Raw genomic sequence first — 13752 nt, 5'->3', positions numbered from 1 at the left:
GCCCTGAGTTCTGCTGGGCCGGTGCCGCCGTCCGCGCGGCCGGATGGGGCCGTGGCGTGCCGGTTGAAGTGCCCAGGGATCGGGGCCGGCGGCCCGCAGCTGCAGCGCCCTCGGGAGGAGGGCTACGCGGCTGGTCTGAGCCGCCGCCGCACCATCCGCTCCGCCGTGTGCGAGCTGATGGATGCGCCTTCCTTCGTCGACTTCGTGGCAGCCGGCCCTGGACGCAGGGCAACGGGCAGCTCGGAGGGGGTGCGGCCGCGCCTCACCGGCCGGTGACGGCGTCGCGACACCGCCCGACGAGCCCGAGCGAGAGAAGGGAGCTACGCGGTGACTCTGTCCGTGGCCGCGGGGTCGTCGTCGAAGGTCATCTCCGGTGCGGGCCGGCGGAAACCCTTGGTCAGAACGGCCAGATAGACGACGCCGATCGCCAGCCATACGCCGCCGATCTGGAGTGCGACGTCACCGAGCCTCGTGAGCAGGTAGAGGGAAACGCCTGCGCCGATGGCCGGCATCACCAGGTACGAGAAGAAGTTGGGGGTGCGGCCGAGTCTGCGCTCTCGGACCAGGTGGGCGATCACGCAGACGTTCACCAGAGCGAAGCCGAGGAACGCGCCGAAGTTGATGAACGACGTGGCCGTGGTCAGGTCGAGTTTCATGGCGATGACACCGGCGGCCGCGGTCAGCAGCAGGTTCAAGACGGGCGTGCCGGTCTTCCCCGACAGGTTGCCGAAGACGGCCTTGGGCAGTGCGCCGTCGCGTCCCATGACGTACATGAGGCGGGCGGCGGAGGCTTGCAGGGCGATGCAGGAGGCGATGGATCCGGCGATGGTGACGAAGTTGATGATCTCGGCGTACGTCTCGCCGCCGACCTGGACCTTCAGGTGGTAGGCGGCCGCGTCGATGTCGGCGAACTTCGCGCCGGGGTGGACCAGTTGCATCACGAAGGACAGCACGATGAAGATCGCTCCGGCGGCGATGACGCAGCCGATGATGCCGCGGCCGATCGTCCTCGCCCCGCCCCTGGCCTCCTCGCCCAGCGTGGAGACGGCGTCGAAGCCGAGGAAGGAGTACGCGGCGATGGCGGCGGCCGCCGTGACCGCGCCGATCGAAGTGCCGGAGTTCCACAGGGCGTCCGTGGCGGGGGCGGAGGAGCCGTGCTTGCCGAGGAAGACGACACACAGGGTGGCGAAGAGGACCAGCGACCCCAGAGCGATGAACATCAGGACCTTGTTGACGCGGTCCGCGAGCTTCATGCCGAAGACGTTGACGGCGGTGGTGATGCCCACCGAGACGATCAGCCAGACCCACTTGGGTATGTCAGGGAACTGGGCGTTGAAGTAGATCGCCGTGATCAGCCAGCCGACCATCGGGATGAAGAAGTAGTCGAGCAGCATCGCCCAGCCGGACAGGAAACCGATGCGGCTGTCGAGCATCTTGCGGGCGTAGGTGTAGACCGATCCCGAGCCGGGCACGGCGCGCGCCATCCTCGCGTAACTCAGCCCGGTGAGCAGCATCGCGAGGGTGGCGACGGCGAACGCGGTCGGGGCCACGCCGCCGCTGGTGGCGGCGACCACGCCGAAGATCGTGACGACAATGCCGGGGGAGATGTAGGCCAGGCCGAACAGGACGACGGAGAAGAGGCTCAGGTCGCCCTTCAGTCTCATGGTGTTCCCAGTTGTCCGGCTGTTCATCGTGGTGGCTCCTCGGTGGTGTGGGCGGCGTTCCAGGTGGCGGGATCGATGCGGCCCCCGTACAGCGGGAGCTCGAGGGCTGGGTCGCCGGGGCGGAATTGGCCCCAGATCCGGTTGAGACCGGCGGTGCCGTAGCGGCGGACGTTGCTGACCTCGTCGAGGTCGATCACGTCGGTGAGGGTGCAGTCGCCGGCATCGACGGTTTCGGCGCGCACCGTGCCCTGTGGATCGATGACGAGGCTGCGGCCGATCCCGGATGGGGCAGCGGAATTGACGCTGGCGACGAAGACCTGATTGGTGATGGCGTTGGCGCGGCTGAGGACGACTTCCTGCGCGCGGTCGCTCGTCGACGTGCGGACCACGTTGACGATCAACTCTGCGCCCATCCAGGCCAGATGGCGGGAGATCTCCGGGAACCAGGTGTCGTAGCAGATGGACAGTCCGATGCGGCCGACCCCGGCGAGGTCGACGACCTCGAACCGGTTGCCGGGTGTGGTCGTCTCGTACGGGCGCCACGGGCAGATCTTGCGGTACGCGGCGAGGCGCTCACCCCGTGGTGAATAGACCGGTGTCGTGTTGTGGACACGGTCGCCGGTGCCTCGCTCGTAGACGCTGCCGGGTACCAGCCAGATGCCCAGATCCCCCGCGAGCTCGGCGAAGGCCGCATCACGTTTGCCGTCGAGCGGCTCGGCCCCCTTGTCCGGGGCGGCCGGGACGCCGGGGGCGCTCTCGCCGAGGTGCAGTTCGGGGTAGACGACGAGGGCGCCGGGTGCGCGCAGTCTCACGCGCCGCTCCACGTCGGCGGCAAAGCCTTCGAGGTCGTCGGCCGGGCGGCCGGGCGCCTGGGCGAGGATCAGGGGCAGGGGGCGGGCCATGCGGGAACACCAGCCAATCGAAGGGAGGGCTCTACGAGGAGAAGTCGACGGAGATTCGGGCACCGACGGCCAGAGACTCCGGAGGGCGGGCCGAGGGTGGGACAAGAATGCAGCCAGTCAGCCATAGCTTCAAATACTTGTAAGGGTTGATTACCATGCCTTTGAGGCATGAAGGTGTCATGCCTCCTCCGTCTCCTGAGGGGCCACCGCCATGGAACTCCGAGTGCTGCGCTACTTCCTGACCATCGTGGAGACCGGTTCCGTCACCAAGGCTGCCGAGGTGGTCCGCGTCGCCCAGCCCTCGCTGTCGCGCCAACTGCGCGGCCTGGAAGGGGGCTTGGGGATGACACTCTTCGACCGCAGCGGCAAGCAGATGGTCCTGACGGCGGCCGGCCGGCGCTTCCTTCCCCTGGCCCGCGACCTGGTCGCCCGCGCGGACACCGCCGAGGCCGCAGTCGGCGCGCTGGCTGCCGGTCGGGCCATGCGGATCACCGTGGCGGCGCCGCCCACCACCATCACCGACGTGATCGCGCCGTTCCTGGCCACCTGGGGGCCGGAGGATCCACTCGTCACCGTGCAGGCGGAGAGTCCGGCACATGCGTACCAGGCCCTTGCGAGGGGCGCCGATGTAGCCATCTCCTCGGCACCTCCGAGGCGCCGTTTCGCCGGGCTCCCGGTGGCCCGCCTGCCGCTGTGGGCCTACGTCCGGGCCGACCATGCCTGGGCGGACCGGGACCGCGTCACCATCGGCGAACTTGCCGCAGAGCCCCTGATCGTCCTCACCCCGGCGCACGGCACCCGCCGCATCCTGGACCACGCCGTGCAGGATGCGGAAGCCTCGTACGACATCGTGCTCGAATGCGACACCCCGCACGTCGCACAGGCCATGGCGGCTTCGGGCCATGGTGTCGCGGTGGTCTCCGACGATCCCCGCTTCGACCTGCACCCGCTGCTGATCCTCGACAGCACGGGCGAACCGCTGCAGATCCACCTGCACGCGGCGTGGGACGCCGGCCACTATGCGCTGCGCAGCATCGAGGCATTCGCGGCCGGGTTGTCACGTTTTTGTGTCGAGCGGTACGGGCCACAGGTCGCCGCCCGCCTATGAACCGCAGCGACGACTACAGACCACGGCCCTCACCACGACGCGAGGCGTGACCGCACGCCGACCCGACGACCGACAGGCCAAGGAGAGCTGGAGGTATGCCTGGCAGGCAGCCTGACCAGACCGGGCAGGCATTGGACGGTGGCCCCGGTGCACCCCACCATGCGGCGATATCCCGCATCAGCTGCCAGCCCGAGAGGACCTCGGACCATGCCGAGACCGTTCCATGCCCGACGGCTACGCCGTGCCGCCGCCGTCGCCGCCTTGCTCGCGGGGCTGTTCGCCGTCCCGCCACCGACGATGGCGGCGCCCGCCGAAACCGCACCGGTACCGGGTGATCCGCTCACCGGAAGCGGTGCGGTGAACCGGACCGAACTCACCGCCGGCCACCTCGCCGGGGGTACCGCCGAGGACACCGTGCCCGACAGCGCCTTCGCCCTGCCGGCGCAAGCGGCGCCACCCACCCACAGCTTCGAAGGCACCCTCGCCCTCGATGGCCTCTCCACCGCCGGCGGATTCCGCTCACTGAAGGACCCGCACGGATACGGAGACGCAGCAGCAACCCGCCACCTGCCGCCGATCGACATCGCCCTCGTGCAGAACGGCAGTCACCTCATCCCGGCCGAGCGCGGGCTGCAGTACACGGGGAATCAGGCATGGAACCTGGCGGTGGGTCCCGGCCGTGCGTGGAACGAGGACGGCGACGGCCGACGCACCCGCGCCTCACTGCCGTTCGCGCTGATCGAGCGGAACGCGAACTGTGTGCACAACGGCGCCCTCACCTTCCTTTTCGACGCCACATCGGTGTCCGAGGTCCGCTACCAGATAACGACGGAGACCTGCGCCTACTTCCAGTTCGACATGTGGGGCCAGGTACCGGCCGACTACCGGCCCGGTCCCGTCGACGGCGCCGAGAATCTGCTCGATGCGTACGCCTCCGAAGTGGGTGGCCGGCTCCCGACCAAGCCCATCTCGGCGCTGGCGACCGACCACCCGGGAAGTGGGGTGGATGTCTCGAAGTTCGTCTCCGGCATCACGCCGTCCGCGCTGAGCACCTTCGGCTTCTACTTCGGCGGAGTCCACTACGTGGGCAACTGCCGGACCCGGCAAGGGGAGTACCCGTTCTGCGGCCAGATGCTTCTGCCCTCGTACTCGACGGCGAAGTCGGCGTTCGCGGGAACAGCCATGCTGCGTCTGGCGCAGCGATACGGCCCGGCCGTGGCCCAGGAGAAGCTTTCCGTCCGGATCCCCGAGACCGCCGGCAACAGTGCTTGGCGTGGCGTCACCCTCGACCACACCCTCGACATGGCCACCGGGAACTACACCTCGCCCGGCTATGAGACAGACGAGGCGGGCCGCACCATGGCGAACTTCTTCGCATCCGAGCCCTACAGCGACAAGATGCGACTGGCTCTGTCCTTTCCCCGTAAGGGCACCCCCGGCAGCAAGTGGGTCTACCACACCTCGGACACTTTCCTCGCCACCCGCGCGATGAACAACTACCTGCAGGAAAAGACCGGTTCGGACGCTGACATCTTCGACATGCTCCGCGACGACGTGCTCGAACCCATCGGCATCGGGCCCGACTCCCTCGTCTCCTCCCGCACCGACAACAGCCCCGGCGGGGCACCCTTCGGCGGCTACGGCATGTTCTGGACGCAGGACTCCGTCGCCCGGTTCGCGAAATTCCTCAACAACGACCACGGCACCGTCGACGGCACGCAGATACTCGACCCGGCACTGCTCGCGGTCACCATGCAACGCGCACCAGAGGCCCGGGGCATGACCACCACCGGCACCAAGCCCATGAAGTACCAGAACGGCTTCTGGGGCCGCGAGTTCACCTCCGCCGACAACCCCGCCTACACCAGACCCTTCTACGTACCATTCATGTCCGGATACGGCGGCATCACCGTCGCGATGATGCCGAACGGCGCCACCTACTACTACTTCAGCGACAACAACGAGTTCAGCTGGAGCGCCGCCGTCGCCGAGGCCGACAAGCTGGCGCCCATGCCCACAACCGACGGGCAGGAGCGCGCCTGGGTGCGTCACCGGGGCGGGGTCGATCAAGCAATGACGCACCCAGGCGGCTTCGCTTCAAAGGACAGTCCCGTCCGTGACGATTGACACTGAGGCGGTGATCGCACACTGATCCGACGTGACGGCCTGCCCGGCGAGGACCGCGACACGTCATCGCTTCACGCGGCTGCGCACGGCGAGGATGGCAAGCCCGAGCAGAGCCGGCTCGACGAGGCGGGCAGTCATCTCGACGTACGTCCCGGTGGTGGTCAGATCCTGCCCGGAAGCCCGGAAGATCACCGAATTGACCACCACCCTCACGGACTTCTCGAACCGCGCGGTCGACAGACGCCTTGTGTACGGCCCTTCCGGGTTGACGGGTGCCGGCTTCCTGGTCGTCAGAGCTATTCGGCGGCCGTCGGTGGTCCCCGCACTGACCGGGTCCGGGTCGGCCTGAGGCAGCCCCCACAGCATCAGCGCGCACACGGTGGCCGTCATCGCCAGGACCAGCCAGGCCAGGGCACGCGTGGCGCGCAGGCCGTATCCGGAGAGTGCCCAGTACAGCCGCAGCAGCGTCCGCTCACCGCGGGACGCCGTGGCGTCGTGGCGGCGCATCTCCATCTCGCCGTAGTAGAAGTCGGCCGCGCCCGGTTCGTTCCGGCCGTCCTCGAGCGCCTTGCGGAGCTGCCGGTAGACCGGCGCGAGCACGGCGGGTTCATGCGTCTCGACGCCCGGCGGTGCGGGCGTCCAGCCATCGCCGTACCGGGTCGCCCGCCAGTGGTGCTCCTCGGCGAGGGTCCGGCGGCGTATCCAGCGCAGCCCGCCGGGTGGCGGCGACAGGATGCAGCCGCCTTCGAGCCGCAACTGGTCCAGGTGGACAGTCTCCACGAAAAGACAGCCGGTCAGGTCGACGTCGGCCAGCACCAGATACGCGGCGTCCACGCCCTTGACCGAGGTGACACGCACCCGGTCATCGGTGAGCCCCGGTTCGGCGATCACCTCACCCTCCGGCGAGACGAACCGGCGGGGCCGGCCGACGACGGTCACCGGGAACTCCACCACGGCGTCGGTCAGATCCACCCTGGCGTACCGCAGCCGCAGCGCGGCGGTGGACGCCCAGCGCGTCCGCCGACAGTGCACCTCCCGCGCGGCGGCCTCCAGCGTCACCGCGGCCTCGAACACGGCGTCGGAGAAGTCCACCGTCCTTGGGCAGACCAGCGGGCCGATCCGGGCGGTACGCCGGAACACCGCCCGCCGGAAACCCACGCCGGCCTCCAACCGGGCCCCGGAGAACGACAGGTCACCACCGATCGCGGCCCCGTCGAACGTGGCTTCCGCAGCGAAGTGAGCCTCGGCGAACGGCATGTCCCCGCCGATGTCCGCCCCGTTGAAGCATGCTCTGCCCCGGTGAAAATGCGTACCGTCGAAACAGGCCCGGCCGGTGATCCGGATCCTCTCGAAGTCGGCACCGTCCTCGAAGACCGCGCCGTCGAAGGCGGCTTCCCCGTCGATGACCGCCCCGTCGAAGGAGGCGACGCCACGCACCCGGACACCCGAGAAGTAGGCATTCCCGCACGTCATGCCCTTGAACATCGCACCGCGGCCGACCTCGCGGACACAGAACCGCAATGTGCCCTTGATCCGAACCTCGTAGAACCAGGCATCACCGCCCACTTCGGTGTCATCGAGCCACACATCTCCCGCGACCTGCGCCGCACCGAGGCGGAAATCACCCCCGGCATGTACCTCACGGACGTACACACCCCCGTCGAACACGGCCGACGCGAAGGAGCAGAAGCCGCCGAAGTCGATCCCCTCGAACTCCGCATCTCCGGTGAATCGCACCTCGTCGAACGATGCGTCCCCCACCCGCGCTCGCCGGCTCCCCGGATCCCTGAGCGGTGCGAGGAGTTCGTCGAGCAGGCTCTGGGTGAAGGGTGTGCCCCGGTGGTCGAGGTCGGCGCCGGGGGTCAGCGAGGCCAGATGGGCGGCCCGTTCGGCGCTGTCCAGATGCGCCAGACAGACCGTGTACGAGCCCACTCTGCGCCCCCGGCAGCGTTCCCCCCTGGCGAGGTGTCCGCACTGCGGCCACGCGGGGGCGTCGGTTCCGGTCATTCCAGCTCCCGTCTCATACCGCCACCACCGTCACGTCCCTCCGGTCACGCCCCTTCGGCCGGTCGACCAGTGCCTCGACCACCCAGCGCCCGGGGGTGGTGGCTTCCAGTTCGGCCCGATAGCGGTCGGGCTCGTACTGCTGGAAGACGACGGATTGCTTGTCGGTATGGCCTGAACGCCACCTGAATGTCCGCAGGTTGCGTCGCAGGAGGTCGTGCCCCAGCAGCTCGATCACGAACGGACGGCCGGCGGCGACCGGGTCCCGGGGGAAGTGCAGGACGATGCCCTCCTCACCGGCGAGTGTGCCGGTGGGCGCGCGGCCCGCGCGGATCGCGAGCATCGCGTCCCGGAGCGCGGGACCGCTCGCCAGGTCCGCGTTCCGGAAGCCGGTCCACAGCATGGGATCCGTGCCGGTCCAGTCCGCGACGGCCGACCGGCGTGGCACCGTCCCGTCGCCGCTCCCCAGCAGACTGTTGGTGATCCATGACCCGTCGGAGGAGAGCATGAGCGCCTCGGGGCTCGGGAAGTCGACGCTGCCGAGACAGTGCACGGTGTACGGGAGGGGGCCGAGGCGCCGGTGCTCGTCGCAGGCCGAGCGGAACTCCTCCCGGAAGGCCACTGCCTCGCGGACGGCGTCGCCCGGCAGCCCGGGAACCGGGTAGCGGTTGTCGGTGATCTGCCGTTCGCGGCTCTTTCCCTCGACCCGCACGGCGGGGTACCCCGGCAGCAGTTCGGCGACCGCGGGCAGGGTGAGCGCCCACTCGCGCAGCGCCTCGTTCAGCCGGGCGGCCGCGTCCGCGCCGGGGCCTGCGTCGCCGGGGACCGCATGACCGGCCAGCAGCCGGGCAGCCTGGACCAGACCCTGCTGCGGGGTGCCGAGGGTGACCAGGGTCCGGGCGGTCTCCCGGCCGTCCTCGCACTCCAGGTAGTGCCGCCCGATCAGACCGCCCGTCGCATGGCAGACGAGAATGACGCGCGGATCGTCGGTCCGGTCCGGGTAGTACGTGTCGACCTGGGCCCGCCACCGGTCGAGCTCGCGCGCCACCCGCGCCTTCAGCTGCCGGGCCACCAGTCGGTGGGACAGCCGCCAGTCGTAACCGAACGGCACGAACTGCACGTCGAGCGGGTCGCCGAGGGCGGCACGGATATCGGGATAGCCCATGCAGGACAGCAGCCCGGGCACGGAGTCCGGGACCTCCAGCAGGGTGTCGGCGTCCAGCCGGAAAGGTCCCTCGGGTGGCGCGTCCCCCAGCCCCGGCGGGAGGGCCACTTCGGCGAGCGCCGCGGCCGACGAGCCGATCAGCCGTTCACCGCAACTCGCCCAGAGGTCCCGGCCGTCCCGGCACAGCCGGGTCCCCAGAAACCCTGGGACGAAAACCACCAGATCGTGTTCCATTCACTCTCCCCCTGTCCCGGCGCCGAAGAACGTGTGCGGCAGCCGGATCAGATCGCAACGGTCCTCCCCCTGCAACGCCATCACCAGACCCTCCGGGTCCATCGCGGTACGCACGGCATGCACGCCGTACCCTCGCGTGGGAATCCCCGGCCCGGCCAGCCATTCCCGGGACCAGACGTCCCACGCGGGCGACACCGCCTCCGGCATGCAGAGCAGCAGCACGGGCCGCTCCACGGGGCCCGCGAACACCAGGGACGTCACCTCGGGATAGTCCCCCGGCAGTCGCTCCGGGGGGATACTCCCGTCGCCGGAGCAGTCCTTGACGTACACGCTGCCGTGGTCCGCCCAGGCCAGCATGGGCATCGAGACGTCGTCCTCGTCGTCGTACAGCTCCCCGAGGGCGAGGCAGGAGGGGTCTGCCGTGAGCAGGACGCGCTGCTCGATGCCGTGCTCGCCCTCGGTCCACACCCGCAGTTGGTCACTCAGATCACCGGCCATCCAGTACGAACCGTCCCGGAGGACCCTCGTGTCGAACCCGCAGAACCCGCTGTCGGGCCGGAGCTCGCGCAGCGCGATCCCGGAGGAAGACACATCGGCCGGGACCTCGTGGCGTACCAGCCGCCAACCGTCGGCCACGCTCAAGCGCAGCGTCCCGGCGTCCGGACCGCCGACCAGGCTCAGCGCGCGGACCGGTTGGCCTGCGACACCGCCGAGCGGGATGTCCCGGTGGGCGATGACCGACAGGCTGTCGTCGAGCCGCCACAGCCGTACGATCCGGCCGTCCTCGGCAGCCACCGTCCGGCCGGTCGCGGGGGCCATCTGCCGGACGGCCGCGGCGGCCACCGTCCAGCCGCCTGCCGCCCGCACCGCGGCCACCGCTGTCACCACGCGCCCCTCGTGGGCGAGTTCCGTGGCCGGCAGGGCGGCCGGATCCCCCTGCTCCGGCCGGGAGACCCGGATCCGGTCGTGCCAGGCGCGGCACAGCAGCGGCGGACCGTCCGGTGCGCCGGCCAGGGCAAGGACCGGACGCTCGTCGTTCGGCCGCCGCTGGATCCCGTAACCGGTCTCCAGCGCGGGGACCACGTCGACCACCCGGATGTACGGGCCGTCGGCGACCGCGAGCAGTCCCTGACCGCCCGGCTCGAACGCGACGGCGCCCTCGCGGGGGGCGTTCAGAACGAGCGTGGCCTCGCGCCCGGACCGCCCTACGGACCATATCCGGACGGCCACTTCCTCGTATCCGGCGAGCAGCACTTCATCGCCGTGCCGCCCGAAGGACAGGCCGCGCGCGTTCGACAGGTACGTCGCCACCTCTTCCACGACCGGCTCGGGGCCCGGTACCAGCCGCCAGACGTATACGGCGGTCCCGTCGGCCACGGCGAGAAAGCCCTCCCGCGGCGAGACCGCGAACGCCGCGGCGGCCATCGCAGGCGCCGCCAGGGTCGCGCCGGGATCGGTCCCGCAGGCGTGCAGACCGTTCACCCCGTTGCGGTCGCGGCTGACTTCGAACAGCTCCACCCGCTCGGCGCCCGCCGCCAGAACGAACATCCGCGTGCCCAGGGTGAGGGCCGCGAGCTGCCGCACATCCGCCGTCAGGACCACTCTCAGCTGGGTGTCCAAATGGCTGTAATCCTTCCAGGACCACAGCCAAACCCGGTCCCCGTCGGCCGCCAGGGCCACGCTCTCGCCCTCCATCTCGGCCACCGACAGCGCGCGCAGGCTGCCGCCCCACCGGTACTCCTGATCGGGCAGCCGGGTCCCCGCGCGCCAGAAGTACACGGCCCGGTCGTCCCGGGCGATGGTGGCCCAGCGGGCTCCCGCGCCCACCTCACGCACCTCGCTGAGCGGGCGTCCGCGCTCCCCGCCGGTCCGGGGGAGCCGGCGGGTCAGCAACCGGGCGCCCGACTCCGGGTGCAGGACCTGGATCTCCGCCAGTCCGCCGGCGGTCAGGGTGTCCGTGTGGGTCAGCCCCGTCGCTCCGGTCCCGGCGCGCCAGCTCAGCGCCCGCGCGCCGCCCGAAGGCGCCGCGCGCCGCCACTCCGGAGGGTCCGGCGGGACATCGGTCCAGTACTCCTGCCAGGGGAGGAAGCCGTCGGTGCGGCGCAGCGTCCGGTACGTCGCGTCGCGGTGGCTGACGAAGGCGGTGGCGCTGAGCAGGGCCTTGCGCTCCAGCAGAACCGACGCCGGCAGCGGACGGAACGCGCGGGGGAACGAGCCCGCGACCCTGCCGTACAACGCTGCGCCGTCGCAGTCCCTGGCCAGACCCGCCGCGAGCGGCAGCATGACATCGGGGTCCGTACGCAGCAGGAAGCCCACGTCCTCGAAGAGCTGTCGCAGGGCTTCCGGTCCCACCTGGGCGGCGTGGGCGCCCAGGTATTCGAGGGTGTACTCGTCGGCGCCGCTCCAGTCGCCGCCGCCGGCGCGGGCGCGCAGCGCGTCGAGCACCCTGCGGTGTGCCTCCCGGGTGGTCAGTCCGGCGTCGGAGAGGAAGAACTCGCCGTAACTCGGATGGGCCAGCTGATAGCGGGCCCGCCCGGCTGTCTGCGGCGTGCCGTCCTTCTGGGTGGCGACGATGCCGCCGTCGGCGCTCCGGCACACCTGTCGCAGATCTTCCGGCGTGAGCTCCAATGAGTCCGCCTTGCGCAGTGCGTTGGCGAGCGTCAGCCAGGTCGCGTCGGGGGTCAGCCCGGGGCCCTGGACCACTGCCAGCGCCCGCAGCACCTCGTGGGCGCGCTCTGCGCCGGGCTGCTCGCTCAGGTAGCGCGTCTCCTCCGCCAAGCGGGTGCGCAGGTCCGTACCGCCGTTACGCAGCCATGCCTGTAGTTCGGCCTCGGTGGCGACCGTGGTCCGCCGGGCGAGCCGGGTCGCGACCAACCGGGCCACCAGGAACGAGCCGTGACTCCGCGCCGCGACGATCTCGGCCGTCCAGTCGCGGTCCTCCCGCCGCGCGGCACCCCGGTACGGGGAGTGCTCGGTGTCCAGTACGGACCGCACCATGCCGGTGATGCTCGCGCGCGCCTCCTCGTCGTCCCCGAGGACCACGGGTTCGACGCTGAGTTCCAGGGTGTCCAGGAGCGACTCCTCTTCCGTGGGCGCGGTGGTACGCCGGCGGGGCTGCGTCCGGGTACCGACGATCACCCGGACACCGGGCGTGGCCGCCAGGGGGTTCAGGAGGTGCCGGGCGATCGCGTATGCCTGGTCCGGGAGCGCCTCGTCGAGCGCGTCGAAGAGCAGGTTCACCGAACCGGCCCGGCCCACCAACTTCTCGAAGGCGATGGTGAACTTCTCCGATGTCACCGGCTCCTCCGGCAGCGGCGGCGCACCGTCGATGTCCGCCAGTACCTCTCGCAGATGCTCGGCCAGAGAATGGGCGGACTGCCCCCGGCAGCTCAGCGCCGCGTGGACGGTTCCCGCCCGGGGCAGCGTCGCGGGGTCGAGGTCCGGACCGAGGGTCTCCCGCCAGCTCGGAAGGGAGGTGAGTGCCAGTCGGCCGAGCAGCGCGGTCTTCCCCGTGCCGGCCAGGCCCGTCACCGCGAGCAGCCCCCTCGGGTGGGTGTCCATCCAGCGCACCGTTCGGCTCAGCACATCCCGCCGCCCAGCGAAGTGGCGGCTGAGATGACTGTTCTCCTCGAGACCGAACTGCTCGGCCTCGATCCACGGCTTCCGCCGCGTCAGCACGGCCGGCGTGTACACCGGCAGATCGGACTGGCGGTAGTAGGGATTGTCGAGGAAGTTGTTGGGAAGTGCCCGGACCTCCCGGCAGTCCGGCCGCTGCGCCGGGTCGTCGAGACCGTCGTCCGCGGCCCGCGCGTCCACGGCACGGCAGAGATACGGTAGCGGCAGATACAGCGCGGACGGCTCGAACGGGCGGGCCTGGTCGTCCGCCACGAAGTCCGGCTTCGCCAGCGCTTCCTCCAGCCACGTCACCCAGCGGCCCGCCGGCACCTGCGCGTCCGCCCCCGAGGTGCCGATGACGGCGAAGCCCTTCCGACGGCTCTCCCGCGCTCGGATCACCGCGGGAGCCCGCTCCAGCTCCACGGCGTGCCGCACCGCCTCGCCCAGGGAGTTGTAGCTCTGCGACGAGCAGGCGTCGACTATCAGCAGGGCGTCCGTCTCGTACTCCGGGCGCAGCAGGAGACCCACCAGCTCCGGCACGGAGACGGCCCGAGCGGGGTCGAACTCGCCCGACTGCCAGGAGTCGGCGCAGGCGAGGAAGTAGCCCTTGTCGCCGCGCTGGACGCCGTGCCCCGTCCAGTAGAGGATCTTCCGCTGGGCGCCGGCGGCCACGAATTCCTCCAGCCCGGCCCATAGACGCTGCCGGGTCGCACCGCTCCGGTCGGCCCGGAGGGCCTCCCCGAACCCCAGCTTCTCCCGCGCGGTCTCGGTGAAGCGGTCACGGACCTCTTCCAGCTGCGGGCGGCGCAGCCGCTGCCGCTCTTCCTCGTCCGGGTGGAGGTACTCCGGTACGGCGATCGTGCCCACCAGGGAAGAGGATCGCCGCTCGGCTTTCAGTAACGCCAGCCGGTTGTACGTGTCGCTTCGTACCAT

Annotated in this window: 7 protein-coding genes; 2 read left to right on the top strand and 5 right to left on the bottom strand. The window is 70.5% G+C overall.

Annotated features, from left to right (window positions below; all coding sequences use genetic code 11):
* Window positions 1–320: 320 nt before the first annotated feature.
* On the bottom strand, window positions 321–1691 hold the full coding sequence (locus tag ACWGH4_RS03850; RefSeq protein WP_453455209.1) for an APC family permease: 1371 nt from the start codon (window positions 1689–1691) through the stop codon (window positions 321–323).
* The gene (locus tag ACWGH4_RS03845; RefSeq protein ID WP_453455203.1) at window positions 1688–2566 is read right to left on the bottom strand and encodes a carbon-nitrogen hydrolase family protein; all 879 of its coding nucleotides are present in this window, start codon (window positions 2564–2566) and stop codon (window positions 1688–1690) included. The genes ACWGH4_RS03850 and ACWGH4_RS03845 overlap by 4 nt, the downstream gene beginning before the upstream one ends.
* Window positions 2567–2777: 211 nt before the next feature.
* Here ACWGH4_RS03845 and ACWGH4_RS03840 point away from each other — a divergent pair, with 211 nt between their 5' ends.
* Together ACWGH4_RS03840 and ACWGH4_RS03835 are read left to right on the top strand one after the other, a co-directional pair.
* Window positions 2778–3674, top strand: a complete 897-nt coding sequence (locus tag ACWGH4_RS03840) for a LysR family transcriptional regulator (protein ID WP_453455200.1) — start codon at window positions 2778–2780, stop codon at window positions 3672–3674.
* 207 nt (window positions 3675–3881) lie between these two features.
* On the top strand, window positions 3882–5801 hold the full coding sequence (locus tag ACWGH4_RS03835) for a hypothetical protein (protein ID WP_453455197.1): 1920 nt from the start codon (window positions 3882–3884) through the stop codon (window positions 5799–5801).
* 63 nt (window positions 5802–5864) lie between these two features.
* On the opposite strand, the gene ACWGH4_RS03830 is transcribed toward ACWGH4_RS03835, so the two are convergent.
* Genes ACWGH4_RS03830 through ACWGH4_RS03820 form a run of 3 tightly spaced genes read right to left on the bottom strand, consistent with a single transcriptional unit; the run spans window position 5865 to window position 13752 of the window.
* Complete coding sequence (locus ACWGH4_RS03830; protein WP_453455194.1) at window positions 5865–7808, bottom strand: pentapeptide repeat-containing protein; 1944 nt, start codon at window positions 7806–7808, stop codon at window positions 5865–5867.
* A gap of 13 nt (window positions 7809–7821) precedes the next feature.
* Window positions 7822–9204: a hypothetical protein gene (locus tag ACWGH4_RS03825; protein WP_453455191.1), complete on the bottom strand. Its 1383-nt coding sequence runs from the start codon at window positions 9202–9204 to the stop codon at window positions 7822–7824.
* A complete protein-coding gene (locus tag ACWGH4_RS03820) occupies window positions 9205–13752 on the bottom strand; it encodes a peptidase C14 caspase catalytic subunit p20 (RefSeq protein ID WP_453455188.1) in 4548 nt (1515 codons plus the stop codon).

The sequence above is a fragment of the Streptomyces sp. NPDC054847 genome (assembly GCF_053610925.1).
Note: the sequence above shows the minus strand (reverse complement) of the source record. Positions and strands in the feature narration are given on the sequence as shown.